Genomic DNA, 26,960 nt, shown 5'->3' on the forward strand with positions numbered 1-26,960 from the left:
ATGACGCTTACCATTACACAGATCAAGTTTCTGCAAGATCTGATTGAGAAAAGACCGCCGTATAGGCTGGCCGGTCAGGCCGCGACTTTCCTATCAGAGCATTTCGCCGTTGGAATAATCGAGGGGCGTCGGGTCGAATACGACCAACTGCATTTTGAGACCGCGTATCAATTGCTAAAGAATGAGAATCTACCAACTGCGCGCGTGGAAAGTGGATTACGAAGGGCGCAGTCATCCAGTTATTCTGGTTTGTCAGAGAAATACGCTACGGTCCCACCGCATAAGGATTCCATTGCGGTTCGCGTAGCATCAGGAAAATGTCGTCTCGACGATGTTGAGGTATATACGCCTGCGGGAACATACCTGGTAGCGAACCTTGAAACAGCGATGCGTATCAGTGCCGATCGACTCATGGTGGTTGAGAATCTTGAGACTTTCCGTCATTTGGAGAAGCAGCGATGGATTGACTACGGTGGACTTGATGTACTGGCAATTTTTCGAGGCGATACACGGTTCAGTACCGGGGGGCCGCCATTATTGTTGAATAGACGTAGTGAGCCAGTGTGGGCATTTTATGACTTTGATCCAGCTGGGCTGGCATTAGCGAATATGTCTCCAAGATTGGAAAAAATAGTCTCGCCGCCAGCACAGTGGCTTATTACGGCAGCGCGTCGGGCGAAAAGATTTGATCTTTATCAGGATCAGCTTTGCCAATATGAAGCCGGGCTCAATGCAATCAAAAATTCAGAAATTCGTGAACTATGGAGTCTGATGAAGGAGACCCGAGCCGGGTACCCCCAAGAATGGATGGAAGCCTGCAAATCGAATTGATCGTGATTATTTGATCGTACCAAAACGGCATATATAAGGTACCTAAATCGTACCGTCTCCAATTTTGACACAGCTGAAGAACGAATATGAAATCCTAAATCGCCTATCTGTAGAGGCGCAGGTTATGTGACATCTAAACGATGCCGATACGCATGCTGCGAACGGCTTTTTAATCGTCAAAGGATAAATGGGAGGATTGACTCAAAGCCCGTATTTGCGTTTTCTATTTGTGAATGCAGGCTCGGTTCCTTCTAAAATCTCAACCACTCGCGCTTTTATAGCGGGTGACTCAATTCCACCAGATACATAGTTAAATAAGTTGGCGCCCTTATCGCATGTCGCGCAAATGATTTGCTCGGCATCGCAAACCACGGCCAGATTTGGATTATGAGTCACCATGATCACTTGACGACGTTGTTTGGCCGCCTTGATGCATTTCACCAGCACTTTAAAGATCGTTTGATTGTCTAGATTTTCTTCAGGCTGATCAATGACAATTGGAATGTCGTCTTTATCCACCAGCAAATAAAAGACGAGCAATAGCAGGCCTCGTTCGCCAGGAGACAGTTGACTGATTTCTTGTCCGTCAAACGTTAATGAATAGCGAGGAATCAAGTAACTCAACCCGAACACGTAATCTAGCAACTCCTGCGGCTCGCCACCGCGACGAAGTTGGTCAACAAGTTTCGTTTCTCGACCGCTTCCCGCATCGCGTCGATCGTAACGCAGCATGTCATCAATGGTGTCTAGAAATTCAATGGTCCCGCGATCGTCGCTAAAATCCGCTTCCTTCAATAATGAGTATTCGCATTAACCTTGCCACTCATTCGCATCTGAAACCTGCCACCTAGCCGCATCTGAAACTTGCCACCCATTCGTATTTCAAAGTTGCCATCGCCAAACTATGAATCACGATTCTCTTTCAAACCTAATTCTTGAATGCTCTGACGATAACGATCAATGCTCTCCAAAGTGGGCGGTCCGATATCAAGGTCCGGTCCAATCAGTGGCTCGAAGAATTTTTGGGAAGATTGAATCCTTTGCCCATTCAAAATTTGCATAGCATAGTAGCTAGCCATTTTTCTATCGCGTGCATGCGAACTTCGTTGTCGTAAATGTTCTGATAACTCGTGGAATGCTCCTGATAGACCTGGATAATTGCAGTTTTCAAGGTACATACGGCAACCGTTGAATCTAGCAAGATTAAAAACTCGTTCACGATAGAGCGTAAAAACTCTTTCACTAATGCCCCGTTTATTGAAGTCGCTTCCTATGATCAGCAGCACTCGGAAGATGCTTTTTGCGCATTCCCAAACTTGTTCATAGTCACCACGCTCGTGATTTAAACGCAATATGACTGTCAATGCCGTCAGGCTATCCATGCTAGCTCGCCGCTCTAGCGAGCCTAAAAAGTGACGGTCGCCTCTTAAACAGATGTCATGTCTTGAGTCAAATACTAAGCCAACAATTATCGGGACCAATTGGTGAAGCCATTCGGTTGCATGTCCTTGAACTGAAGTTTCGTGTCGAAGAACAGACCACAACACATGATTCAACTCCCAGCTGGAACCTTTAACTAGCTTCTCTGCACATAGTACTAAAGCGGGATACGGCACATGCATGCCCCGCGAATATTCCAAATATCTATTGTTCTTGACGTCATCGCGATTCTCAATGATGTGCGGCTGCAGAATTCGTTGAATCTCACGCGGCTTATAGGTGCCAAGTTCCTCGCATAAACAGTTAAACCAGTTGATCGTCCGCATCGAATCAACCATTTCATCGCGTCTTTTTTCTCGCTTAGCTGGCATTTACATGTCGTGAAAGTATTAATATTTGAAAGGATACAGATAATTTATTCAAATAATTCAACAACTTAATAAATTTCCTGTTTTGCAAAGAGAGTGAAGTTAAGCCCAATAGATACAGGTTTATTTAATCACCCTTGATTGCTAAGATTGCTCGTTCCGCAAAAGATATGTGACAGCTAGATACGAAGCGAAGGTATGACTGAATTTAAATTTGATGAACCATTGGAAACGCTGCTTGAGCGAGAGCTAACGAGTCGCTTTGGGCCTATGGTTTCCAATGACAATTTACGCATCACCTTGGGTTACGCGTCTAAGGAGGCGTTTCGGCAAGCGATATCAAGAAAAACTGTCCCGGTACCGATATTCGATATTGAAAATCGAAGAGGAAAATTTGCGTTAGTGAAGGATATTGCTGTTTGGCTTGCGGCACAACGCGAACGTGCAACGCTCAACGCTTCCTCTACCCTGACGGAGGGAGAATCGTCATGACCTAATCTGCCTGGGAGGCAGAAACGACAAAGGCTGCGAGCATCAACTCACAGCCTTTTGTACAGCTTTGGATAACTAGAAACGATCCGAGCTCAGTATCTCCCTTCCCATATTCCCTGTCAATACTTCGATCTCATCGAAGTGCCTTGTTGCGTGCGCGATTTCGCGACTCAATACCAATGAAAACGCCCGACTCTGCGCGGTGCTTAAGCATATTGCTATGGTCAATAGGAGAACTGACATGCGAAAAATTCGCGATGTCCTTGTATGCATATTTACAAAAGAGTTATCGAACCGCGAAACGTCCAGATATACAGGCGTCAACCGTGAAACAGTGTCGGATTTTCGGCATCGGTTTGTTAATGCCCAATTACCTTGGCCTCTGCCGGATTATATGGATGACGACTTACTGGAGGAAAAATTGTATCCCCAAGTCAAATCGTTTAATCACACACCCACTTCAGACATTGATTTTGCAGCAGTTCATATAGCGCTTGGACAAAAAGGTGCAACGCTAGCCATCCTGCACCAGGAATGGATCGACGCTTCCCCGCCAGAAGAACATTTTGGCTATTCACAGTATTGCCGACGCTATAACGCATTTAAAAAATCGTTACAAATTTCGATGCGACAAACTGCGGTCTATGGAGAAGTAGTTTATGTGGATTACTCTGGCGCGACTCTTAGTGTTACAGATTCTCAAACCGGCGAATTGAAGAAAGTACAAATTTTCGTTGGGGTCTTGGGCGGTTCAAGCTACACCTTTTGCGAGGCAACATGGTCCCAAAAATCGAGGGACTGGATTGCTTCGCACGCAAGAATGTTTGAGTTCTTCGGAGGCGTTCCACGTATTGTTGTTCCCGACAATCTTAAATCTGCAGTTACCAAAGCGGATCGCGTTGCACCGATTATTAACGAGTCGTACAACGTCATGTGCCGCTACTACGGCATTCATCCATTTCCTGCTCGTCCAAGGGAGCCGCGAGATAAATCCAAAGCAGAGGCTGGCGTTTTACTTGCACAACGCTGGATCTTGTTTTCGCTACGCAATCGCAAATTCTTTTCACTCGATGAGATGAATCATGCAATCAGCCTGCTTTTAGAAAAGCTCAATAGAAAAACATTTCAAAAACTTCCAGGTTCTCGTTTCAGCAGATGGCTAGAGTTAGAACAACCGGCATTGTCACCATTGCCGGCTGAACGCTACGCCTTCTCAGACTGGGGCAAGGTGCGTGCGGGGAATGATTACCACGTATGCGTAGAACGGCATTTCTACAGTGTCCCTTATCAACTTAAAGGAAGAGAGCTTGAATATTGTTTATCCAATCACTCCTTGGATTTTTTCTCAAAGGGCAAGTGCGTTGCGACACACACGCGCAGTCTTGTGCCAGATGAAACCACGACTCTAAGTCAGCATCAGCATCCTACGCATAAAGCCGTTTTGCAATGGTCTGAACCTGAAGCATTGCAGTGGGCAACTGAGGTTGGCCCTAACACTGCGCTTCTTCTTCAAGCGCAGCTATCAAAAATAAACGGGTATCTGTTCGGATATCGCATTACACAGGCCATGAAAGTCCTTCTTGCTAACTATGGCAAATCGCGTTTGGAGGAAGGATGTACGTATGCGTTTAAGAACAACATCACCGGCACGCCAGAGTTGCGCAATCTTTTATCCAAAAATTTGGATCGCCTACTAGGCCAAGAAAATAAAGAAGTAAGTAAAGAGATCGTGCACAGCAATATTAGAGGTGCCGATTATTACAACGAACTTTTACAAACAGATAAGGAAACCGAATCATGATGCAAAACACGATAGACCAGCTCAATACATTAAAACTATTTGGCATGGCAGCAGAGTTGGAACGCCAACTTGGAAATCCGACAATGAATGATCTCCCATTTGAGCATCGTGTGCGAAGCATGGTCGATCACGAGTCCACCGTTAGAGAAAATAAGCGGCTTCAAATGTTGCTTAAAAAAGCGAAATTGCCGATCGGGGCTTCCATCGAAGATATCGACTACCGAACATCTCGAGGTTTAGATAAACCGACCATGCTTTCTCTTACGAATCTTGACTGGGTTAGACAGCAAAATAATTTGGTCATTACCGGCCCCACTGGTACGGGAAAAACATGGCTTGCATGTGCTCTCGCCAATTACGCATGCAGGCTAGGGCTTTCGGCACATTTCGTGCGTGTGCCGATGCTAATGGAAAACCTGCTTTCGGCGCGCGCCTCAGGCTCGTTTAGTCTGCGATTGGAACAATTAAAGAAAATTGAACTTCTGATATTAGATGACTGGGGAATCGAGACTTTTTCCAAGCGAGCTCAAAATGATTTGCTTGAACTGGTCGATAGCCGTCTAGGGATAAGATCTATGATCATCACCAGTCAATTCCCAATGAGTCACTGGCATGACGCGCTGGATAATAAAACTGTCGCAGATGCAATCATGGATCGTATCGCACACAGTTCTTACACGCTGCAGTTGAGTGGGGAGTCGTTAAGAAAAATTAAGGGTGCAACAAGGAAATCAAATAAGACAATTAGCCCTTGATTTCACCCATACGCAAGAGAACTTTGCATCGAAATGATTAGTTATTCAATCTAGAGGAGCCGCAGATACACTTCGACGGCTCCTCACTTTCATTTAGGACTATTATCGAAGCAGTAAAACCGGTATGGACGATGTTCTGAGCATCGTCGTGGCGGTGCTGCCTACCAGCAATTGCCGAATGCGTGAGTGACCGTAGGCACCCATGATAAGAACATCAATCTGCTGATCTTTCACATAGTCAGATAAAACGGTCTCCGCATCTCCGTCCACCATTGCTGTCACTACCTCAAATCCGCGACCTTGAAGCGTATTCTGCGCCCATTGGAGATGTTCTTCTGTGGCAGTTGTACGTGCGGCAGCCATCACCACGTGACACGGCATGTCTCGAAACAAAGGACTTGATGCAATCATATCGACCCCTTTCCTTGTTGTAGCGCTGCCGTCGAATGCGATCATGAATTTTTCGGGCACTTGAAACGCTTCCGTGACGACAAGGATAGGCCGGTGCAAGCCGCGCGCAACGCGCTCTAGATTGCTTCCAAGATGCTGTACTGCTTGACCTGCAGTTTCGCCGCGCTTACCCAGAACAAACAAGCGCGCGGTTTCCTCCATCTCAACTAACGTTTCCACCAGTTCGCCACTTCGTTGTCTTCCTTCTGCATCAGTTACACCGCTGGTAATAACACGTTTTTTTGCGGCTTCAATTAACTGGCGACCAGCTTCTTGTGCAACCTTGCTACGCTGCTCGTCAAGGTTAGAAAGATCCTCCAAAAGGCTTTCCTGCGCCCCGAGACCGATACTTCCACTGAAGTCGATACGCTGTGCTTTTTCGGGGTGTCGATTCAGAACATGGATAAATTCCAAAGGCGAGCCCAGGCGAATTGCGGCCCAGGCTGCGTAATCACATACGCTTGTGGAGTATGGTGAATGATCGATACATGCCAAAATTTTGTTATTCATGTTGTTCTCCAATTAGTGTCCGCTAAGCTTATCCATCGCACCAGGTTTGTCGTGAATGGCAAACCGATCAACAATCGTGGCACTAGCCTCATTCAACCCGACGATTTCAACATCAGTGCCTTCTCGACGGAATTTGAGTACAACTCTGTCGAGAGCGCTTACAGCCGTGATGTCCCAAAAGTGCGCATGACTGACATCGATGACAACTTTCCCAACCACCTCTTTGAAATCAAAAGCTTTATTAAACTGATCTGTGGAAGCAAAAAATACATTGCCGTGCACGGAATACGTTCTCGTATTTCCGTTGTTGGAAGTTGCTGACTCAATCTTCAGCAGACGTCCCACTTTCCCGGCAAAAAAGATTCCGCTCAACAGCACACCAACGAAAACGCCTTTCGCCAAGTCATGAGTAGCAACGACAACGACTACCGTTGCTAGCATCACGACGCTGGAACTCTTGGGATGCGTAGTCAAGTTGCGTAAAGATTCCCAGCTGAATGTACCGATCGCGACCATGATCATGACAGCCACTAATGCTGCCATAGGTATTTGCTTGACCCAGTCGCCAATGAACACAATCATGATCAGCAAAATAACGCCCGCAGCCAACGTGGAGAGACGTCCACGCCCACCAGACTTAATATTGATAACTGACTGGCCGATCATTGCGCAACCAGCCATACCACCCAAAAATCCTGAAGCGATATTGGCAACACCTTGACCTGCGCATTCACGATTCTTGTTGCTTGTTGTATCGGTCAGATCGTCAACAATCGTCGCCGTCATCATCGATTCGAGAAGACCAACAATAGCGAGCGTGAGCGAATACGGAAAAATAATCGCCAGCGTCTCAAAATTAAGCGGAATCTGCGGAATCAAAAATACCGGAAGGCTGTCTGGCAACTGGCCCATGTCTCCAACTGTACGAATGTCCAATCCCATCAGCAAGGAGACGACAGTTAAAACCACGATGCAAACAAGCGGTGAAGGGATAGCCTTGGTGAGATATGGAAAGAGATAAATGATCGCTAGACCAGCGACCACCATTGGATAGACTATCCATGTCACGTTCGTGAGCTCTGGTAACTGCGCAAGGAAAATCAGGATGGCAAGTGCATTCACAAAGCCTGTCACGACCGATCTTGAAACAAATCGCATCAAAGACCCAAGTTTCAGTGAACCGGCAATGATTTGCAGAACGCCAGTTAATACCGTAGCGGCTAGCAAGTACTGAAGACCGTGGTCTTTAACCAACGTCACCATGAGTAATGCCATCGCTCCGGTAGCTGCAGAAATCATTCCTGGCCGACCACCTGCGAATGCAGTAACTACCGCGATACAAAACGAGGCATAGAGCCCTACCTTTGGATCAACACCTGCGATGATCGAAAAAGCGATTGCTTCGGGAATCAGGGCGAGCGCCACGACGATACCGGCTAGCATGTCTCCGCGTATATTGGAGAGCCAGTCTTGGCGAATTTTTTGAATAAACATGTAATCTCAATAGGTAAGCGCGCTCACAAGCAAAATGCGACGTAGGAGTACGCATTGCGGCAAACGCTTAGATATAAAAATGTTTGGGATTCAATGCAAAGCATCAAATCCAACAACGACAGAGATGCCAAAAGAATTGGCTTGAAATTAATATTTGCCCCAAACGCATGCAGAACACCATACGGTGATTACATGTCAAGGCTGTGACGGGAAGGAGAGCAACCCGCTAGAAGGGAAAACTACATTGGTATTATTTGAGTTAGATGTGCAGATCAACATTTTATCAAAAATGGATGCGCGGGTCAAAGCTCGTCAGACCAGTGGAGCCACGCGGCTTATATAAGCTCGTGCGCAATCTGCTTCAACATCAGCGTCTCTCTTTGAATAGAGGCACCCATGCTTACGTGCTGGTCGGAAATTACACGTTCATTATGGACAATAGCATGATGAATATTGATCCATTTAGCTGTCATGCCATTTTTCTTTTCGTAAGATTCAAGGCTAGTCGAGCCTAAGACTCGATCTGCATTGCACAGATAAAAATGCGACCGCATATACATCAGGTCGTACTCTGGTTTAGGTGACGGACGGTATTCATCGATGTAACCGTAATAGCGAAGGATTTGAATGTTCTGCGCTCCCGTTTCTTCCTGAAGTTCACGTAGCATACCCACGGACACATCTTCGCCATCATTTAGTCCTCCGCCCGGAAGGCTGTAATCGTTGTAGCGCTGCGTATAGAGTAAAAGGATATCTTCCTGCTGAAGCACAATAGCTCTGGCGGCAGGTCGTGTAAGTACCTTTCCTTCGAGTGAACAAATTTTAGGATGAATCAATGTATGAAGTAGCATGGGTAGTAAGGGAGTAATAATGCTGCTCACTCCAATCATAGCGAAACAGAAATTATATTTGGAGAAAGTGAACAAATGAAAAGCAGAAACTATAAACAACGACTATATGCAAGATTGCTTGGAAAAACAAACAGACGAAGCGCTGAAGAACAAGCATGGCTCGATATCGTGCCCGTAGGTCGTGAGTTCGGTAGTAAGGACTATGAGCGATTAGTTCATTTAGATGCTCAAACTACTAATCGGTAGCTGAATACTGATTGACCTCGATATTTGAAAAGCTTTGGTTGGCAGCTTTGAAATACGAATAAGTGGCAGGTTTGAAATGCGGATGCATGGCAACTTTGCAATGCGAATGAGTGGCAACATTAATGCGGATACTCAATAACCCATTCATTAAACGATTGCTCTCTTCGACGCCAGAGAACGAGCCTCTAGCCTGGCGATTGAGACGAGTAAGAAACTGATCCTGAAATCCATCTTCGTCAATGCGCACATCAAAGTCCAACGGCAATGGCATGTCCATTTTTGCAGCGGACTTAACAAAAGCTTGGACTGGCTCGTATAAACGACGATATTCCTCAACCATCTTGAGCAATTGATCGTGAGCGAGTTTCACCGCGTTTTCGCGACTAACTCTAAGTTGTTGCAATCTATCCGGCAGGGCGGTCAACGACTCTATTTCGGAAATAATCCAACTGATTGAATTCGCTTTGTCTTTTGTTCCCAAGAGCTCTTCTTTTGATCGCTCCCATTTGGAAACCTGATCCTTGAAAACAATGAAGAGACGTTGTTTTTCGCCAAGCTTGCTTTTTACAGAGGCAAGCGTGATTTCGATCGCTTCCCGCCGCTTGTTGATGCTGTTGTCTTTCTGACCGCTTAGCGTCGCATCCACCGCCGCTATTTCATCAATAGCTGACGCCGCCAATTGTTCAATGATGGCTGTATCGACCTGAAAGGTGACAAGTTCAGAAAGGGGCAGGTCGCTTTCAAATTCCGAAAGCATCGTTGACAACTCGGCCGCGAACAGCTCGTTCGCCTTCGTTTGATTTTTTATCGCCTGCAAGGCTTTGTTTAGAAGAGCCTGCCTTTTCGTTGCGGCGGTCTTTCGTTCCCTCAGCTTGCTCTCTTCTTCTCGAATGGCTTGTAGCGACGCCTCCATTTCATCAATTTGATCCGATGCTGCCTTGGATTCCTCTTGCGCCGCTTCTGTCGCGGTGGGGTCTTCGACTGGCGCTGGTTTGGCGCTTTCCAGCGCCGCTAACTCCGCTTTTTTCGCGTCGAGTTGCTGCTCTAGCGTCAATTTGAACTCGGCCGAAAGACGTTTTTCGATGTGAACGATTTCTGCGTTCACCTTTGAAATTTCTTTGTCGATCTGCGCGCGCGCGTCATTAATTTCCGCGACTTTGAACTTAATCAACTCGTCCATCGAGTTGAATCCTAATTGCTCCGCCTCCGGCACGTGCGTGTAAATGATCTTTCGAAGTTCGCTATCAAACGTGGAGGAGCCGCCATCGCCCAGCTCATTACAAAGCGTTTCCAGGTAGCTCTGAGGCAGATACTTGACACGCTCCACGCTGGTCTCTGGTGGATTGAGTTCTAAGCTACGCTCGCCGCTGTCGTTGCCGTCATGCCAGCGCAGGAGACCAGTGAAGTGCGAAGCTAAGCGATTTCTGGGATTGCGAAATCGCTTTTCGTTCAGGAACGAAAAGCCCTTGAAGTTCTTTGTGTCCCCCGCAAGAGCAACGATGTCCGCCATCGCGCTCTTTCCGCTGCCCTTGTTGCCAATGATCGCGACCAAATCATGGTTGAGCGGCACATCAACTTCGAACCATTGATCATCAAGGGTTGATCCCGCTTTGCGTGAGACGCGAATGCTGGACGCGTATTTTGTGCGATTGCTTTCCACGAGGAGCCTTTTCGGCGGCGCGTCTCCGACAAACACCCGATCCTCGAACTCGGTCAAAGCCTGTTTCAATCCCTCAAATGTGGCGTCAGCTTTTATCCAGGTGAAACAATTTCCAATTCGATCCTTGTTTTTTGATGTGCTCAAATCGTGGGCATCGGAACAATCCAATAAGATGCTCTTGACGTTGGACGTCACAAGCTTCTGTTTTCCAGCGTCATAGTCTTTTGGATTCGCCGCCGCTGTGAAGACCAAGTCGGCTTGGTTCAGGATGTTTCGCTTCTCAGCGATTGATTGACCGTCCCATTTCAGATTGTCCCACTCCGTTTTCCCCACAGCGATCAAATACCGACCCGCAAGACTATGGTTGTCTAGAGCTTCCTTAATTTTTTCCAAACTCACGCAGAGGTTATTAAATCCTTCCTCCAGCGGCGCTCCGAAATCGGCGCGTTTATCCGCCGGCACCGACTCGATGATCATTTGGCCGAGTTCAGTAAGGCTATCGCGAGTGATCACGCTTTTCCATTTTCCCTTGAGAAAAGTGGCTTCGGATATAAGGTCATAGCACGGTGCCAATGAGCCCAGGAATTGTTGGCGAATGAGCTCGGGATCCAGAGCGTCAAAGATCACGTGGAGGTTGATTCGATTCCAGCCTGATTGTGAGTAGCTTCCATCGGCCTCTTTTTTGACAACGCCCGCGAATTTGTCCAGCCGAAATTCAAGCACGGGCAATAGCAAATCAATGTTCTTTAGGCGACCTTGCTCTAGCTTTGCCTTTCGAGCGCGCTCGTAGCCCTCAATAAAGATGTAATCGTTAATTCCGATGACCTTGAATTCGGGAGGCAGGGCTTCCAAGTCCGTAAGAAACGCTTCCCAAGCATCGTCTGACTCTCCTGGATAGTTATGAACAATAGAGCAGGGCGTATGAACATGAAGATCCCATTTTTTCCACGTCGAGCCAGCTACATTGTTTTCCATGTTGTCCCTATTTTTTATTGGTATGAAATGCCATTTAGCTTTATGAAACAATTGTTTGCACTTATTGCGGGCCGATGCCCATATTCTTTCAGTTTTGTTCGAAACTAATGGAAAACGTCGCGATAAGAAAGGATAGACTTATGTCGCAGCCAATTCTCGCATCTAAATCATCAGCCGTGAATAAATACGACGCGAGTTTTGGCATGACGTGTGTCCGCTAGCTACATGCTGTATGTGAGCATCAACGCGCCGGGGCTGCCAAAATCCTATTTCCGTGAGCTTGCTAAGGGGATAGGGCAGCATAGTTCATCGCAAAGATCAAAAACAGGGAAAACAATATGGGAGACATTGATCTCGCAAGATTGGCTGCGGAATATTGGCACATGGGTTTGTTGGCCATTGTTTTGGTCGGCATCACGATCGATTTTCTGCTGCGATTTGTCGGTCAATCTATCAAGCTATCGCGTGAGTTAAAGGACTCGCTGGCCGCTTTGCGAGCCATTCGATCAGACATTAACGGAGGAGAAGTCACCGAGCTAGACGAAATTGGGCAGAAGGCAATGTCGGGGCCGGCGCTTGACCATCTGTGGAAGGAATACAGCAAGACGCTGCATCCCCAAAAAGAGGATGACGAGCATGGGCACAAGCGGATTGCTCGCTGGCGATCAACCGCGCTCGCGGAAAGCTTCTTTACCGAGCAAGCGATCGTCGATAGCCGATTAAAAACGGAATTCTTCAAACATTTGCCGGGTCTATTGACGGGCTTAGGGATCATTGGCACGTTTTTGGGCCTTATCAAGGGGCTCATTAGCTTTGATGTGTCGCTTGATCCAACTCAGGCGCAGGAACAACTTCGCAACTTGGTTAATTCGGTGGGCCACGCCTTCTTCGTCTCGGCTTCCGCTATATTCTTGGCGATGCTGTTCACTTGGATCGAGAAGTCGGTAGTCACTTCCCGATGCAAACAAGTCGAGGAGCTGCGCGAACTGATCGACAGTTTATTCAAGAGCGGGGCGGGTGAGGAATACCTTGAACGACTCGTCATTTCGTCGGAAAACGCCTCCACGCAATCGCAGCAGATCAAAGACGCTTTAGTCGCTGATCTTAAAGAGATACTGACGACTCTGGCGACTCGACAAATGGAGGCGCAGGCTCAGAACGTTGGTCAGATGTCCTCGGATGTCGGCAAAGCGATCGCCGAGAGCCTGAGCGGGCCGATGGCCGCGATCACCAAAGCGGTGGAGGGCGTGAGCTCCAACCAAGGCGACGCGGTCAACAAGATGCTCACGGACGTGCTTGCGAGTTTCGCCAGTCAGATGCGCGAAATGTTCGGTGGCCAGATGGCGGGCATGTCCGAATTGATGGTCAAGGCAAGCGAGTCGATGCAAGCCACCGCTATCGAATTCAAACTGCTCGCGGCGAACATGGACGCCGCCGGAACCAATACGGTTGACGCCATGGGTGAGCGGTTAGGCAAAGCCTTGGAAGCCATGGATGCCCGTCAATCGGCTATGAACACGCAAATGGGCGCGTTTGTCGAACAGATCAAGGCTTTGGTGTCTGAATCGCAGACCGAGTCTTCACAAAAACTCAAAGACACTCTGTCAGCGGTGGGCGATCAAGTCGCCGGTGTTGTTGAGCAATTGAGAAAGCAAGCGGAGCATGCGGCCGAGTCGCAAGGCGACCGCCAAAACCGATTTGAGCAAACAACGGGTCAAGCCATCGGCTCGTTGTCGGGTCAGGTTGAGCAGTTGCTAGCCCAATCGATGGAGACTAACAAGTCGTTGCAAAACACAGTCGCGGGGTTGACGCAGGCTACTGATAAGGCGATCTCGGGATTGAGCTCTGGCGCTGACACAGTACTTGTCGCCGCCAACGCTTTTGCGAAAGCGGGCGATGGCGTATCGGAGACAATGCGAGCGTCAGCAGTGGCCACGGAAGCTATCAAGGTCGCATCCGCTCAACTCACAATGTCCACCGATGGCGCGAAGATGATCTTTGCTGACTACGCTAAGACGCGGGACACTTTTGCCATCATGGTCGCTGAGTTGAAAGAAACCATCGACAACGCCAAACGCGACGCCTCCATGACATCGGAAATCATCGGTCGGATTGAAAAAGCTGCTCAGCAACTCACGATCGCGCAGAAGCAGTCGGAAGAATACTTGCAAGGCGTCAGCGAGGTTTTAGTCAAAGCGCACGAATCGTTCCGGGAGAATGTCGAGAACACGCTCCGGGAAGGGAACCGCATGTTCCAAACCGAGTTGTCGAGTTCGGTTCAATTGCTATCCGGGGCCATTAAGAACTTGGGCGACGTCGTCGACGACATTCCGCCTCGGAGGTAATGGGACATGCTTGGAATCAAAGCTCCCAAGCGACGCGGCGGCCGCGAAGACGGCGAGAAGCCGTTCTGGATTTCGTTTTCCGATTTGATGACGGCTTTAATGGTTCTATTTTTGGTGGCGATGGCCGTCGCGCTAATGGCGGTTACGCAGGGCCTGCAACAAATCAAAAAGGAATCCCAAGAGCGCGATAAGACCATCGCGAATTGCGTTTCCGATGTAGACGCGTTGACCAAGCTTGACGCGTTTAAAGGCGTGACGGTGCATGGACACTCCATCGATTTCGGCAAGCTGGTCCAGTTCCAAGACAAGGAGCACAAGTTTGAGAAACCTGATGATGAGCGTTTCGTGCGTAAGTTCGTCCCTCGCGTGTTGGATGTGGCGCGCTCGGATAAATGCGACAAGTGGTTGAAGAGAATTGTGGTCGAAGGCTTTGCGAGCAAGACGGGCGACTATCTTTTCAATCTCAATTTGAGTTACCAACGCTCGCAGCGGGTGTTGTGCGCTTTGCTCAACACTCAGCAGCCGGATTCTTTGTCCGCCGCTGATCGAGCTCTGATTCAAACGTTGTTCCTCGCTGGCGGCTCATCCTTCAACACCGCCTCAAGCGGCGCAGCCCAAATGAGGAGGGTCGAGATTAAGCTCGAGTTCCGCGATTTGGGTTCTGCCAAAGAGCCACCGCCAGATATTCCATTGGATCCAGGCTTGAGATGCCCGAACGACAGATGATTGATTCCCTCGCCATCCTTCAGACGGGTCTCAAACGATCTTTCGCAAACGGTCCCATATCTCCAGAGACATGGTCGGATCCCGCTGAAATGACCCGGGCGCGGGCGCGCGTCCATCAAGACCATGGAACGGCCGGCATCATCGCGGATGAGCGCTCAATCTTGGCCGCGGTTGCGGACTTCAAAAAGTCGAGGGAGATTGTCGGATTTCGAGATCTCAAATACGTCTGCCTTGGATTGGGAGCGCTGGACGGCGGCGGATGGTCCGTGTTAGCTGACGAAACGTTGCGCGGCGCTGTCGCCCGCATGGCCGAGCAGCAGCCCTCTACTCATCGCAGACTGCGTTGTTTCCAAGCGCTGTTGTCGACCTATTTCTCTTTTCACCGTAACAGCGAAGACGCCAGCGCCGAATCTAAGACCGGCTGGCTCGGTTTGCGGGCATGGCTGAGGACAGAGCGAGATCGAATTATGAACCTGCTCGAGTTCAAGCCACCATGGTTTGAGACCTTATTGCGGCATCCGGAGTTGTTGACCAATCAGCCATGCGACAAATTTGGCGCTGGCCTGTTGCGCAAGGATCCAGTGCTTTTGAACGACGCGCGGGATGGTCTTTCCATCCCCGACGATTCTTGGGTGATAGATGAGGCGGTGTTCGCTCAAATGAAGGCAGCCTCCGATTTGAAAGATCAGCAATTCAAAGCCGCGCTGCCTGATTTGCTCGTGATCGCAACGGGCAGCGGTGGCGTGTCTATCAGCGGCCAGTTGAGGATTCGTTGCGTGGCTCATTTGGTTTCGCGTTACGCTCGCTGCGGCGACCGGCCGGAGCAACCGGCGCTACGAGATGCGGCCACTTCGACTATCGGAAACCCATGGCTTCGGAGAACAAATTGGGATGCTTGGGTCCGCATAAAGGACACCGCGGATGACCAAGCGAGGGAAATGGTCTTCCTTTGGCTTAAAGAGCGCCTCGTCGCCGACTTTTTTGAGTTGCTTAGCGTTGAAGGAATCAACGACGAACGGCGGGTGGCGTATTGGCTACGATTTGTTCCGTTCGTGGAGGACATGTGGTTCGTCCTGGGCTCATCCGCAACCGCGCAGAGAGGAGGGAAGTTTCGGGAGTTCCGCGAGCGCGCCAAAGGTCGGCTGCTCACCTTAGAGGGCTCAACCCCGGACAACAACGCGTTCGTCATGCGTATTGGGGCTTATCTTGCGGTCGAGTTTGGAGCGGAAAACAACGCGTTTTACCTGTTCAGATGGGATTCGCTCAGCCCGTCGTTTATCGCGACTCTTAACTCGGGTCAGCAGAGAGCTAGCGTCCATATCAGTGAGCTCCGGGGCGACGACAACGAAGACAAGATGAGCCACCGTGATTCGCCGGTCGCGTTGAAAAGTTGGGAGCAGAAATTCGACGACAGATTGATCAAGCTGATCGGGAAAAAACCAGAGAAACGGCCGGCTTGCGTGCCGAGCCTTGAAGTTTTAGTCGCCGATAGCCGTTTCAAAGTGAACGATCTTCGAGGTGTGGGAGGAGCGCTCTGGATCGACGAGACGGAGCGCTCATCGCATCTCGCTAAGGAACTGCAAGCCAAGGGGTTTGCGTTTAGATCCGGCCGCGGCTGGTTCAAGGAGTAGACATGGTGTGGTCACCGTTTCAATCAAAAAATAAGGCGATGGCAGGCTCTTCCTCGCCATCCGCAACCGCGTTGGTTTCTTGGGACGACGAAGGCATTGCTTTTCGCCCCGAGCCCGCCTTCGATGATTGGCTTTCTTCTCCGCTGTCTTTTGCTGTGGGCGCCGAATTGGTTTTCCTGCTTCGACAGCTCGAAGAGGAGGGATTTGTCGAGTTGCGCCCAGATGGCGCGACCCTTTCATGGGCGGACTACTACACCTTGTTGGAATCAGACGAGCATGGCGGAACGCTTGGTCTTTTGGGATTGCCCAGCCAAGAGGCGTGGAGGCCCGCGCTGTCGAGCAGAGGAACGCTGACGGACACTGACTTCGCGGTCGGCATCCAAGGCTGGCTTAATTCCCAAGGGCAGCGTCCAAATGGCAATGTCACCCTTGCCGGCGGCGTTCTCACCGCGGGAGGGAAGTCGGCGATTATTTCCGAGGCCGCTTGGCGCATGACTCAGGCAATCGCGGAGCAACGCAATCGAGAGGGCAGCGAACGGACGCCGGATACAAATAAGCGCGATTGGTCAACCATTCGGGGTCATGCATCACGCGCGGGCGCGGACTTGACGGACTATCTCCGGAAGACTGTGGTTTTAACCCCGGAGCGCTTGCGCATCGATCTCCGCAAGGGAGATGTGGTCGGGGACAAGCTAGTGGAGGTGATGCCGGGATTTGATGGCGCTCCCCCTCGTTGGCTTGAGTTGTTTGATCGCTTCGACACGGTGCCCGAGCGTTACGAAATTCCCGATGGCAATGGCCTTGTGCATGTGCTGTTGTCAGATGAGGCGCGAACGGTGCTGCGTGAAATCAGGCGCATGCCTGGCCGTCGCATAGCCGGAGAGCGCGCTGAGGCGTTCGTTCGCAATCCATTCGCCACGCTTGGACCTGACGCGACGAAGGTCATTGATCCTGAGCAGTTCGAACGCGCGAGAGAGGACGCCGGCATCGTGTTCGCATGCTTCACCGCGAAGGTGTCGCGCGATGACAAAGGACGTCCGTATGAGGTCGCTTTAATTATTGAGGAAACTCTCAGAGGCGCGGTCCAAGCCGAGCAGTTTAAATTTGAAGGTCCGGTCCCGCTGGAAAGCTTCCTCAAAAAGCTTGAACGCAAGATCGCGGATGGAGCGCAGTGCTGCCACTGGGATGGCTTCGACCTCGAAATTTTAGGCGATACGCCGCGTCAAGCGGCTTTGCTGCGAGGGGCGCTTAACGATTGGCGAAATCCGAGTCGCATCAGCGCGTCCGACATTTTCGATCTATCCAAATATTCCGAGCGCGTGGGCGGGTTTGGAGTTGAGAAGGCTTATTACTCGCCCTTTATCGCGAAGAAAAGCGAAGACGCCGGATGGTTTCCAGAAAATATAGATTTAGGCCTGTTCTTCACTCCTGCGGACGACGGCGATACCGTGGCGGTTGCGCTCGACGATAGAAATTTGAGCGTCTTTCGGGCTGAATTGGACAAGGCGCGCCAAGAGAAGCGCGAGACTTTCGATTTTCCCGGCTGCCCGAAGCCTGTGCCGGTGTCTTGGGCGATCGACACTCTCGAAACTCTAGGTCAAGTTCGCGAGGAGGTTGAAAAGGGATCGTTTGATCCAAAAAAAACCTCCAAAAAAAATGGAATCGTCGAGCGCAGAGGATTAGTCGTCAAGCCCAATGTCGACTCTTTGGATTACGAGGAGCGAAGGGGCGCGCTTGCCAACCTCACAGAACCAGCCGCACTGCCATCGACGATGCTCAGTCACATAGAACTCAAGGAGCATCAGCTCTATGGCGTCGCGTGGCTTCAGCATTTATGGAGTCACTCGCCCAACGCGTGCCGCGGAGCGCTGCTTGCCGATGACATGGGTCTTGGAAAGACGATTCAGTTGCTGACCTTCATGGCCGCAGCGATTGAGCGGGAGCCCGGCATTGATCCGTTCTTGGTGGTGGCGCCGGTCTCGCTTTTGGAAAACTGGAAGGAGGAGATCACCAAGTTCTTCTCGCCTGGCGCGATGAAGGTCCTCACTCTTTATGGCCCTGATCTGGCTGCTAAACGTGTGCATAAGTCGGCGTTCGATGAGGGGCTGATAGAGGCGGGTTCCCCCAAGCTACTGACATTAGGTTGGCTCGGCACGGCGAATGTCGTTTTGACGACTTATGAGACGCTTCGAGACCTTGAGTTTTCATTGGCCGCTCAGCGATGGTCGGCGATGATTTGCGATGAGGCGCAGAAAATCAAAAATCCTAACGCCTTGGTGACCCGGGCCGCGAAGAAACAAAACGCCAGGCTAAAGATCGCTTGCACAGGAACGCCTGTGGAAAACACTCTCACTGACATCTGGTGTCTTTTCGATTTCATCCAGCCCGGACTGCTTGGCGCGTTGAAAGATTTCGGCTCCAAATACCGTAAACCGATCGAGTCGGAAACTGACGACGAAAAAATCCGCATTGAGGAGCTGAGAAATTTAATAGAGCCACAAAAACTCAGACGCACAAAAGCCGAGGTCGCTAAAGATTTGCCTAAGAAAATTGAGTTCGATGGTTGTCGCGCCTTGCCTTTGTCGCAGCGTCAGCGCTCCCTTTACGCCGATGCGGTCGCTCAGTTTCGCGCGAGACCAGCCGGAAAACAGGCCACCGGCATGCAGTCGCCGTTAGGGCTTTTGCAGTATCTGCGTCGGCTCTGCTCCGATCCAAGATCGCCAGGCCATCTTTCCACGGCATCGGAGCCGCTTCCTGACATCGTGAGAGATTCGCCTAAGATGGCGTGGATGCTGAGTCATCTAAAAGAGATCAAAAAAACCGGAGAGAAAGCGATTGTGTTCTGTGAGTTTAGGGACTTGCAGCGAACGTTACAGCGGGCGATTTCAGAGCGCTTCGAATTCATGCCTGACGTGATCAACGGAGATACGTCGGCGGATTCAGCAAACGCCAATAATCGTCAGAAACGGCTCAAAGCATTCCAGGAGCGACCAGGTTTCGGAGTGATCATTCTGTCGCCGCTAGCTGTTGGATTTGGCGTGAACATTCAAGCGGCCAATCATGTCATTCACTTTACGCGCACGTGGAATCCGGCCAAAGAGGATCAAGCTACAGACCGCGCCTACCGCATTGGACAGACGCGTGATGTCTATGTTTATTACCCTGTGGTGGTCGCTCACGATTTTCTGACATTCGACGCTAAGCTCGACAAGCTGCTCGACAAAAAACGCGCCCTTTCGACTGACATGCTCAACGGGGCGGGTGATGTGAGCCCTGCCGACTTTGGTGATCTGGAAGCTCCTGATGGCGGCAATGCGTTCAGCAACCAGCCACTGGTCGCTGAAGACATCGGCTCGATGGATGGCGATACCTTTGAGGCTTTTTGCGCTCTGCTGTGGAGCAAGATGGGCTATTCGCGAACCATAAAGACAAAGCGTGCCGGTGACGGGGGTGTCGATGTTGTCGCAATTAAGAGCAACGAAGGAGCGCTGATTCAATGCAAAAGTTCGACCATCGAGAGTAAAGGGGAGGGGTGGGAAGCAGTCAAAGATGTTTACGCTGGATCAGCTGCTTACGGCGCTCGCTATCCTGGGATCGTTTTTTCCATGTTGGCTGTCACCAATCGCCGATTTAACCAAGCGGCGCGAAGCCAAGCGAAATTATTAAAAGTTGAGTTGATCGAAGGTGATCAACTTGCGGAAATGCTCGCGAGTTATCCAATGAAACGAGGAGAGCTCGATCGGTTTTTGCTAGCAGGTTGGACAGAGCTCTAGTCGCTGGCGATTTAGTAGCAAGGAGTCAAGTAGTAATGCTGATAAGACTTGTAAAACGCGTACGGTTAAAATTCTTGTTATGAACCAGTTTTTAACTCGATGACATCAGCTCCTTTACGCAAGGTATCTAAATAGTCTGCCCACCGTTGCATCATTTCTCGACGGGCAGGTAAATGAGCAGTACGATTGTATGCACGACCATTGGGATCTTTTACCGCATGAGCTAACTGATGCTCAATCAGATCCACTCGTTCGCCTAATACCTCATCCATTATGGTGCGTGCCATCGCCCTAAAACCATGTGCAGTCATTGTTTCCTTGTCGTAGCCCATACTCCGTAAAGCTGCGTTAATAGTATTTTCGCTCATGCATCGTTCATAAGTTCGAATGCTTGGGAATACATATTTCCCATGTCCCGTCATCGCGTGCACCTCCCGTAAAATTTCGAGGGATTGTGTAGACAGAGGGACGAGGTGGTCGATATTCATCTTCATTTTCGAGGCGGGGATGCGCCACTCGGCTGCATCAAGATCGATCTCTTTCCATTCTGCGGAGCGCAATTCTCCTGGCCGCACAAATAGAAGAGGAGACAGCTTCAGCGCGGCCACGGCATAGGGATGGCCAGAGTAGCCAAAGATAGAGCGAAGTAATACTCCTGCCTGTTTAGGTTCTACGATGGCTGCATAGTTTGTCTTCGGTACAACGGATAATGCGCCTCTTAAATCTGCGGTCACATCTCGTTCTGCCAGCCCAGAGGCAACGGCGTACCTAAGTACTTGGCCACATATTTGTTTCACTCGATGGGCAGATTCAATTGAACCACGTGCTTCCATCTTTTGTACTGTGGTTAAAACATTTAACGGCTTGATTAAAGAAACAGGCATATGCCCGATAAATGGAAACACATCTTTTCGCAACCAGTTGGTAACTTTTTCTTGGGTTGTTGCGGCGCGCATTGCTGAGGTTTTCTTCAACCAAGCGTGAGCGACTGCTTCAAAGGTATGTGTACCCGCAATAGCTTTAGCTTCTTTTGCTTCACGTTTGAATTGGGCAGGGTCAATACCATCAGCTAGTAGTTTTCGCGCCTCTGCACGTTTGGCTCTTGCTTCCGTAAGAGATATCTCAGGATATGAACCGAAGGTCAAACGGTTTTGTTTGCCGTTCTGCTGACGATACGACATGCGCCATATCTTCGTACCCACTGCGGTGATCTCAAGATACATGCCCAAGCCATCAGCTAAGGTGTGAGCTTTTCCTGCAACTGGTTTGGCAGTTCTTACCTGTAAATCAGTGAGCGGTTTTGCGAGTTTTGGCATCGTTCATCCATGCAGTTTTTGATTAAGTGCTTATGGATGCTAGTGTGGATGTAAAGGTGTTGGATTGCAATGGACCCCAAAAGACGTCATAAAACAAAAAACCCGCGTCAGCACTGGGCTAGACACGGGTTTTTGGACTACTTTGGACTCTACTGCATGTACGACTGGTGCCGAGAGCCGGAATCGAACCGGCACGCCTTGCGGCGCGGGATTTTGAGTCCCGTGCGTCTACCTATTCCGCCATCTCGGCAACGCAAGCTGAGCATTATGCTCGATTTGCCCGATTTGAGCAAGACTCATGACGCTTGAATATGCTGCCTGTACGCAAATTTTTTACAAAATCGATAGCTAATCGACATTACTGCTGGCTGGCGGCCGGGGCGTTGTAGACACGGCGATACAGGCGGAAGCGTTCGTCGCGGTCAGCCGGCCGGCGACCGTGCCAGACCAGTTGCCATTGCTGGTTGTAACGCGTGATGGACTGCGCTGCATCATTGCCGCGGTGGGTGTCCTGCAGCAGCAGGTAGTCGCAGTTTTTCTCGCCAATTTGCGCGAACTCTACCTTGCCGAAGTAAGCGAAGGAAGCACGCTGGGCCGGGCCTACATTCGAGGCGACGCAACGTTTGACGGTCGGCAAGGCCGCATCGATTTGCTGCGCGACGCCGACATAGCTCTTGATGTAGTTACCCCATGGCAGCCACAAGGTCATCAGCAGCAACCAGCATAGGATGATACCGCCGGATGAGAGCACGACCGCGCGCCACAAGACCGATGGGCGACGCGAGACGCGCCAGTAGACGATCCAGATCCAGCCTGCGGATGCAGCAGCGGCGACCAGCAGGATGAAGAGGTTGAATTCAGGTTTGAAGCCAGGCGCGATCTTGAATGCATTCTTTGCCAGCTGTGCCGGCCAGCCGGTTTGCTTGGCGATCCAGCCTATCCAGATGAAGGCCGCGCACGTGGTCAGCATCATCACCGAGAACCAGTCGACCGCATTGATGGCGCCACGCTTCATGGTCGGCAAGCCGAAGGCAGCCAGGATCGCGAGCATAGGCAGCAGTGGCAACAGGCTGGCTTCTTCACCGTGCGAGTTGAGCAGTGCCAGTACCAGCAGTGCAGCGAAGAAAGTCAGTGGCAATGTGATGTGCAATGCCGCGTGCTGGCGACGCCATGCGTAGACTGCCCAGATCGCGAACGGCCATGCCGGCCATGCGAACCAGATCGCATTCTTCAGGAAATATTGCAGCGTGGACCAGGACGGGGCATCGACCAGGTGGTAGTTCCACGCCATCCACGCATCTATCGGCGAGTTGCCGTGTGGTTGCACTTGTTGACTGGCCCATATCCACGCACCGGTGATGGCGGCAGCCAGTGGCAGCGAGATTAGTATCAGGCGTGGCAACAGGGCACGCTCGCGTATTGCCGCGAGCACTATGATGCCTAGCCAGATGGCGAAGGGCGTGACCCAGCCGCGCGTCAGTGCCAGCAAGCCGAGTGCGACACCCAGCACCACTGCGCGACGCACGGTGTGTTTTTCAAACAGGCGGGTGGTGGCGTACAGCGCGCAAGCGACCAGCGAAACCTGCAGCGCTTCCGAGGTAGTGCCATGGCTGTGTACCAGCAAGCCGAGGCAGCCCAGGTAGATCAGCAGTGCGCCGTCCGCCAGTGTGCGGCCGAAGTCCTTCGGTTCAGGTTGTCCGCCGAAGGCGAGCTTGAGTGGTTGCGCTTCAGTGCGACGACCCAGCAGGTAGGTGGTGTACCAGACTGCGGTCGAGCCCAGCAGGAAGAAGCAGATAGGCGCGATGCGCGCAGCCATGGGCGCACCGACCAGCCAGCCAAATAATTTGATGCAGATGGCGCCTAACCAGAATGCCAGCGGACCTTCTTCCGGCATGGCGAGGCCGACGATATTCGGTGATAACCAGTCGGCCAGTGTGCCGGTGGCCATGGTCCACATGATGCCAAAGCCGGCAGCGTCGTCTGGTTTCCACGGATCACGGCCAACCAGGCCGGGCAGGATATACAGCAGACACAGTGCGAACAAGGCCCAGCGCGGGAGTGCGAGTGTAGCGGAGGCGGGCAGGCGGACTGGCTTCATGTAGGGGACGTTATTTTTATTTGATCCGGCGTTATTGTGCCGTAAAAATTCTTTATCAGTGCAGCGGATTCATCCGTATAGAGTGAAAAGGCCGGTTTTGTGCGCACTGACAGGCACATGGGGCCTGATGCAATAATAAAAAAGGCAGCCGTAGCTGCCTTTTTAAAACGCTGTGACGAATTATTCTGCCACGCTTGTTTTGGAACCGACGGAACCGAATTTCTTGCGGAATTTATCCACGCGACCTGCGGTATCAACGATTTTGTGTTTGCCGGTGTAGAAAGGATGCGATTCCGACGAAACCTCGATCTTGATCAGCGGGTATGTTGCGCCTTCAAATTCGATGGATTCACGAGTTTGAATGGTCGAACGGGTGATGAATTTGAAATCGTTAGACATGTCTTGAAACACGACTTCGCGATATTCTGGGTGTATGCCTTCTTTCATTTTTCTGCCTTGGTTAGTTTGGTAGCCAATCGTCACTTCGTCGGTCGCACAGCTTCTTGACCCGATTGTCGATCACTTGCCTGGGTTGGAACGAGCCGGAGATTATACAATGAAATCATGGGTTTGCGATAGATTTGGCAACAGCGGTGTTACAGTTCAGCACCAAGAATAAAAGGGAGACCCTGTGACAATAGGTTTGCAAAGTGGCATGAGTACGCTGCTGCAGGTGGTGGAAGCCTGCGGCATCATTGCATTTGCCTGCTCCGGCTTTGTCGAGGCGCGGCGCAAGGATATGGATCTGGTCGGGGTGTTTATTGTTGCTTTTGTGACAGCTTTTGGTGGCGGTACCCTGCGCGATATGTTGCTGGATCGACGTCCGCTGTTCTGGGTTGAGCATCAGGAATACGCAATCCTGGTCTTTGTACTGGCTTTGCTGGCCGGGCCGTTTTTGCCGCATTTGCGTTCTGCCGTGGCTGAAAAGACTATCGTCGTGGCTGATGCGCTGGGCCTGGGTTTGTTTAGTGCGGTCGGGACTTCGCTGGCAATGGAAGCGCAGATGCCGGTGTTTATTTGCGTGATGATGGGCGTGACCACCGGTATTTTCGGTGGTGTGCTGCGTGATGTCTTGTGTAACCAGATACCGATGGTGTTCCGCCGCGAGCAGTTATATGCGACCTGTTCCTTGCTCGGCTGTACCGTGTATTTGTTGCTGGAGTGGTTGAATATGACGTCGGCCGTGGCGCTGATAGCCAGTATCCTGGTAACGTCGGTGTTACGCCTGTTGGCAGTGCGGCGGAACTGGCGTTTGCCTGGATAAAGTACAGACTAATAAAAAAGCCCGTTTTCACTACAAATGAAAACGGGCTTTTTGTTTTCAGCTGTGTGCCAGCTGAAAAGCAGATGCAGGATCAGGAATTGCCGCGACGCATCATGTCGAAGAATTCGGCGTTGTTCTTGGTCGCCTTCATCTTGTCGAGGATGAACTCCATCGCTTCGATCTCGTCCATGCCGTACAACAGTTTGCGCAGGACCCAGATCTTTTGCAGTTGATCCGGTTTGATCAGCAATTCTTCGCGGCGGGTGCCGGATTTGTTCAGGTTGATGGCAGGGTAGACGCGCTTCTCGGCCAGACGGCGTTCGAGATGGACCTCCATGTTACCGGTACCTTTGAATTCTTCGTAGATCACGTCATCCATACGGCTGCCGGTTTCGATCAGCGCGGTTGCGATGATGGTCAGCGAGCCGCCTTCTTCGACATTACGTGCAGCACCGAAGAAGCGCTTAGGACGTTGCAGTGCATTCGCATCAACACCACCGGTCAGTACCTTGCCGGAAGCAGGGATCACGGTGTTGTAGGCGCGTGCCAGACGAGTGATGGAGTCGAGCAGAATCACGACGTCTTTTTTCATTTCGACCAGGCGCTTGGCTTTTTCCAACACCATTTCCGCAACTTGTACGTGACGTGTCGCTGGTTCATCGAAGGTCGATGCCACGACTTCGCCGCGCACCGAACGCTGCATCTCGGTCACTTCTTCCGGACGTTCGTCGATCAGCAACACGATCATGACTGCTTCAGGGTGATTGGTGGTGATCGCGTGTGCGATGTGTTGCAGCATTACGGATTTACCGGATTTAGGCGATGCAACCAGCAAGCCACGTTGACCTTTACCGATAGGTGCGATCAGATCGATGATGCGGCCGGTGATGTTTTCTTCGCCGCGCATATCGCGTTCAAGCAGCAATGGCTTGTTCGGGTGCAGCGGCGTCAGGTTTTCAAACAGGATGCGGTGTTTCGAAGCTTCCGGCGATTCGCCGTTGACCTTATCTACCTTGACCAGTGCAAAGTAGCGTTCACCGTCTTTCGGTGTGCGGACTTCACCTTCGATCGAATCGCCGGTGTGCAGATTGAAGCGGCGGATTTGCGAAGGCGAAATGTAAATGTCGTCTGTGGACGCCATGTAGCTGGCGTCGGGCGAGCGCAGGAAGCCAAAGCCGTCAGGCAATACTTCGAGGGCGCCATCGCCAAAAATTTGTTCTCCTGATTTCGCGCGTTTCTTGAGAATCGCGAACATCAGTTCTTGTTTGCGCAAGCGCGCAGCGTTATCGATGTCCAGGCTAATTGCCATTTCTAGCAGTGCGGAGACGTGTAACGCCTTTAATTCAGATAAATGCATATGTTTGAGTTTCCCAGGATGGGAGATAAAAAGGTGGGGGAGGGAACGACGCGGTGAAGTTGGTAATCATGCAGCGATGCGGGCGCATCGCTGCCATTTTTAATTATTTCAGATGTTGCTATCGATGAATGCGGTCAATTGGCCTTTTGCCAGTGCGCCGACTTTTTGCGCAGCTGGTGCACCGTTCTTGAACAAGATCAGTGTAGGAATGCCGCGGATACCGAATTTGGCCGGAATCGCCTGGTTGGCATCAACGTCCATTTTCGTGATCTGGATTTTGCCTGCGTACTCTTTGGCAACGTCTTCCAGGATAGGTGCAATCATCTTGCACGGACCACACCACTCTGCCCAGAAGTCGACCAGAACTGGTTTGTCGGATTTCAATACGTCTGTATCAAAAGATGCATCGGTAATATGTTTGATGTTTTCGCTCATGTTTGCCTCAGTCTGAGGGGAAAAGGATAAATCTGCGCCTTGGCATCACCTACTAATTGGTATCTGCCTGCAGCGTCTCCGCTTACTGAAACTCAGATGGAGACGTTGCGATTTAATTCAAGTTTTGAAGGTATAACCAGAG

At 50.7% G+C, this 26,960-nt stretch carries 20 protein-coding genes and 1 tRNA gene; 9 read left to right on the top strand and 12 right to left on the bottom strand.

Annotation, left to right across the window (positions count from 1 at the left end; translation table 11 throughout):
• Entirely contained in the window at positions 1 to 831 is an 831-nt protein-coding gene (locus IXC47_RS11940) for a DUF7281 domain-containing protein (protein ID WP_195875772.1), read from the top strand.
• Positions 832 to 1,032: 201 nt separating this feature from the next.
• Here the strand turns inward: IXC47_RS11940 and IXC47_RS11945 are convergent, their stop codons facing one another.
• Positions 1,033 to 1,626: an AAA family ATPase gene (locus IXC47_RS11945; RefSeq protein WP_326838399.1), complete on the bottom strand. Its 594-nt coding sequence runs from the start codon at positions 1,624 to 1,626 to the stop codon at positions 1,033 to 1,035.
• Between the two features lie 107 nt (positions 1,627 to 1,733).
• On the bottom strand, positions 1,734 to 2,642 hold the full coding sequence (locus IXC47_RS11950) for a hypothetical protein (RefSeq protein ID WP_195875773.1): 909 nt from the start codon (positions 2,640 to 2,642) through the stop codon (positions 1,734 to 1,736).
• Positions 2,643 to 2,837: 195 nt separating this feature from the next.
• Here IXC47_RS11950 and IXC47_RS11955 point away from each other — a divergent pair, with 195 nt between their 5' ends.
• The 3 genes from IXC47_RS11955 (at position 2,838) to istB (ending at position 5,687) form a co-directional block, all read left to right on the top strand.
• The gene (locus IXC47_RS11955; protein WP_195875774.1) at positions 2,838 to 3,131 is read left to right on the top strand and encodes a hypothetical protein; all 294 of its coding nucleotides are present in this window, start codon (positions 2,838 to 2,840) and stop codon (positions 3,129 to 3,131) included.
• A 241-nt stretch (positions 3,132 to 3,372) separates the two neighbouring features.
• Positions 3,373 to 4,932 (top strand): IS21 family transposase, encoded by a 1,560-nt coding sequence (istA, locus tag IXC47_RS11960; RefSeq protein ID WP_195875775.1) that lies wholly within the window; start codon positions 3,373 to 3,375, stop codon positions 4,930 to 4,932.
• Complete coding sequence (gene istB / locus IXC47_RS11965; protein ID WP_230089525.1) at positions 4,929 to 5,687, top strand: IS21-like element helper ATPase IstB; 759 nt, start codon at positions 4,929 to 4,931, stop codon at positions 5,685 to 5,687. The genes istA and istB overlap by 4 nt, the downstream gene beginning before the upstream one ends.
• A 102-nt stretch (positions 5,688 to 5,789) precedes the next feature.
• Here the strand turns inward: istB and IXC47_RS11970 are convergent, their stop codons facing one another.
• The 4 genes from IXC47_RS11970 to IXC47_RS11985 all read right to left on the bottom strand — a co-directional run bounded on the left by IXC47_RS11970 (position 5,790) and on the right by IXC47_RS11985 (position 11,873).
• Complete coding sequence (locus tag IXC47_RS11970) at positions 5,790 to 6,647, bottom strand: universal stress protein (RefSeq protein ID WP_195875776.1); 858 nt, start codon at positions 6,645 to 6,647, stop codon at positions 5,790 to 5,792.
• 12 nt (positions 6,648 to 6,659) lie between these two features.
• A complete protein-coding gene (locus tag IXC47_RS11975; RefSeq protein WP_195875777.1) occupies positions 6,660 to 8,141 on the bottom strand; it encodes a SulP family inorganic anion transporter in 1,482 nt (493 codons plus the stop codon).
• Between the two features lie 335 nt (positions 8,142 to 8,476).
• Positions 8,477 to 9,022: an NUDIX domain-containing protein gene (locus tag IXC47_RS11980; protein ID WP_326838400.1), complete on the bottom strand. Its 546-nt coding sequence runs from the start codon at positions 9,020 to 9,022 to the stop codon at positions 8,477 to 8,479.
• A 205-nt stretch (positions 9,023 to 9,227) separates the two neighbouring features.
• Positions 9,228 to 11,873 (bottom strand): TrlF family AAA-like ATPase, encoded by a 2,646-nt coding sequence (locus tag IXC47_RS11985; protein ID WP_195875778.1) that lies wholly within the window; start codon positions 11,871 to 11,873, stop codon positions 9,228 to 9,230.
• A 338-nt stretch (positions 11,874 to 12,211) separates the two neighbouring features.
• On the opposite strand from IXC47_RS11985, the gene zorA reads away from it, so the two are divergent.
• The 4 genes from zorA to IXC47_RS12005 are packed head-to-tail and all read left to right on the top strand — an operon-like array spanning position 12,212 to position 20,348.
• Positions 12,212 to 14,218, top strand: coding sequence for an anti-phage ZorAB system protein ZorA (gene zorA, locus IXC47_RS11990; RefSeq protein ID WP_195875779.1), 2,007 nt, complete (start codon positions 12,212 to 12,214; stop codon positions 14,216 to 14,218).
• Between the two features lie 6 nt (positions 14,219 to 14,224).
• Positions 14,225 to 14,944: a flagellar motor protein MotB gene (locus IXC47_RS11995; protein ID WP_195875780.1), complete on the top strand. Its 720-nt coding sequence runs from the start codon at positions 14,225 to 14,227 to the stop codon at positions 14,942 to 14,944.
• The gene (locus IXC47_RS12000; protein ID WP_195875781.1) at positions 14,941 to 16,575 is read left to right on the top strand and encodes an EH signature domain-containing protein; all 1,635 of its coding nucleotides are present in this window, start codon (positions 14,941 to 14,943) and stop codon (positions 16,573 to 16,575) included. The genes IXC47_RS11995 and IXC47_RS12000 overlap by 4 nt, the downstream gene beginning before the upstream one ends.
• A gap of 2 nt (positions 16,576 to 16,577) precedes the next feature.
• Positions 16,578 to 20,348 (top strand): SNF2-related protein, encoded by a 3,771-nt coding sequence (locus tag IXC47_RS12005; RefSeq protein WP_230089526.1) that lies wholly within the window; start codon positions 16,578 to 16,580, stop codon positions 20,346 to 20,348.
• Between the two features lie 77 nt (positions 20,349 to 20,425).
• On the opposite strand, the gene IXC47_RS12010 is transcribed toward IXC47_RS12005, so the two are convergent.
• The 4 genes from IXC47_RS12010 to IXC47_RS12025 form a co-directional block, all read right to left on the bottom strand.
• Positions 20,426 to 21,664, bottom strand: a complete 1,239-nt coding sequence (locus tag IXC47_RS12010; protein ID WP_195875782.1) for a tyrosine-type recombinase/integrase — start codon at positions 21,662 to 21,664, stop codon at positions 20,426 to 20,428.
• A gap of 165 nt (positions 21,665 to 21,829) precedes the next feature.
• Positions 21,830 to 21,914 (bottom strand) — tRNA-Leu (locus IXC47_RS12015).
• Positions 21,915 to 22,022: 108 nt separating this feature from the next.
• Positions 22,023 to 23,762 (bottom strand): ArnT family glycosyltransferase, encoded by a 1,740-nt coding sequence (locus IXC47_RS12020; RefSeq protein WP_175626175.1) that lies wholly within the window; start codon positions 23,760 to 23,762, stop codon positions 22,023 to 22,025.
• Positions 23,763 to 23,942: 180 nt separating this feature from the next.
• Positions 23,943 to 24,209 (bottom strand): type B 50S ribosomal protein L31, encoded by a 267-nt coding sequence (locus IXC47_RS12025; protein WP_175626176.1) that lies wholly within the window; start codon positions 24,207 to 24,209, stop codon positions 23,943 to 23,945.
• A gap of 208 nt (positions 24,210 to 24,417) precedes the next feature.
• Between IXC47_RS12025 and IXC47_RS12030 the strand changes: the two genes are divergently transcribed.
• Complete coding sequence (locus tag IXC47_RS12030; protein WP_124574962.1) at positions 24,418 to 25,026, top strand: trimeric intracellular cation channel family protein; 609 nt, start codon at positions 24,418 to 24,420, stop codon at positions 25,024 to 25,026.
• A 91-nt stretch (positions 25,027 to 25,117) separates the two neighbouring features.
• Here the strand turns inward: IXC47_RS12030 and rho are convergent, their stop codons facing one another.
• Both rho and trxA read right to left on the bottom strand, forming a co-directional pair.
• A complete protein-coding gene (gene rho, locus IXC47_RS12035) occupies positions 25,118 to 26,383 on the bottom strand; it encodes a transcription termination factor Rho (RefSeq protein ID WP_124574812.1) in 1,266 nt (421 codons plus the stop codon).
• Positions 26,384 to 26,491: 108 nt separating this feature from the next.
• The gene (gene trxA, locus IXC47_RS12040) at positions 26,492 to 26,818 is read right to left on the bottom strand and encodes a thioredoxin TrxA (RefSeq protein ID WP_012078487.1); all 327 of its coding nucleotides are present in this window, start codon (positions 26,816 to 26,818) and stop codon (positions 26,492 to 26,494) included.
• Between the last annotated feature and the right edge of the window lie 142 nt (positions 26,819 to 26,960).

The sequence above is a fragment of the Herminiimonas contaminans genome (assembly GCF_015645465.1).
Taxonomy (GTDB): domain Bacteria; phylum Pseudomonadota; class Gammaproteobacteria; order Burkholderiales; family Burkholderiaceae_D; genus Oxalicibacterium; species Oxalicibacterium contaminans.

Bases quoted from the DNA above. Each gene is read 5' to 3' on its own strand.
- IXC47_RS11940 (WP_195875772.1), top strand. From the start codon at position 1: ATGACGCTTACCATTACACAGATCAAGTTTCTGCAAGATCTGATTGAG.
- IXC47_RS11950 (WP_195875773.1), bottom strand. From the start codon at position 2,642: ATGCCAGCTAAGCGAGAAAAAAGACGCGATGAAATGGTTGATTCGATG.
- IXC47_RS11955 (WP_195875774.1), top strand. From the start codon at position 2,838: ATGACTGAATTTAAATTTGATGAACCATTGGAAACGCTGCTTGAGCGA.
- istA (WP_195875775.1), top strand. From the start codon at position 3,373: ATGCGAAAAATTCGCGATGTCCTTGTATGCATATTTACAAAAGAGTTA.
- istB (WP_230089525.1), top strand. From the start codon at position 4,929: ATGATGCAAAACACGATAGACCAGCTCAATACATTAAAACTATTTGGC.
- IXC47_RS11970 (WP_195875776.1), bottom strand. From the start codon at position 6,647: ATGAATAACAAAATTTTGGCATGTATCGATCATTCACCATACTCCACA.
- IXC47_RS11975 (WP_195875777.1), bottom strand. From the start codon at position 8,141: ATGTTTATTCAAAAAATTCGCCAAGACTGGCTCTCCAATATACGCGGA.
- IXC47_RS11985 (WP_195875778.1), bottom strand. From the start codon at position 11,873: ATGGAAAACAATGTAGCTGGCTCGACGTGGAAAAAATGGGATCTTCAT.
- zorA (WP_195875779.1), top strand. From the start codon at position 12,212: ATGGGAGACATTGATCTCGCAAGATTGGCTGCGGAATATTGGCACATG.
- IXC47_RS11995 (WP_195875780.1), top strand. From the start codon at position 14,225: ATGCTTGGAATCAAAGCTCCCAAGCGACGCGGCGGCCGCGAAGACGGC.
- IXC47_RS12000 (WP_195875781.1), top strand. From the start codon at position 14,941: ATGATTGATTCCCTCGCCATCCTTCAGACGGGTCTCAAACGATCTTTC.
- IXC47_RS12005 (WP_230089526.1), top strand. From the start codon at position 16,578: ATGGTGTGGTCACCGTTTCAATCAAAAAATAAGGCGATGGCAGGCTCT.
- IXC47_RS12010 (WP_195875782.1), bottom strand. From the start codon at position 21,664: ATGCCAAAACTCGCAAAACCGCTCACTGATTTACAGGTAAGAACTGCC.
- IXC47_RS12020 (WP_175626175.1), bottom strand. From the start codon at position 23,762: ATGAAGCCAGTCCGCCTGCCCGCCTCCGCTACACTCGCACTCCCGCGC.
- IXC47_RS12025 (WP_175626176.1), bottom strand. From the start codon at position 24,209: ATGAAAGAAGGCATACACCCAGAATATCGCGAAGTCGTGTTTCAAGAC.
- IXC47_RS12030 (WP_124574962.1), top strand. From the start codon at position 24,418: ATGAGTACGCTGCTGCAGGTGGTGGAAGCCTGCGGCATCATTGCATTT.
- rho (WP_124574812.1), bottom strand. From the start codon at position 26,383: ATGCATTTATCTGAATTAAAGGCGTTACACGTCTCCGCACTGCTAGAA.
- trxA (WP_012078487.1), bottom strand. From the start codon at position 26,818: ATGAGCGAAAACATCAAACATATTACCGATGCATCTTTTGATACAGAC.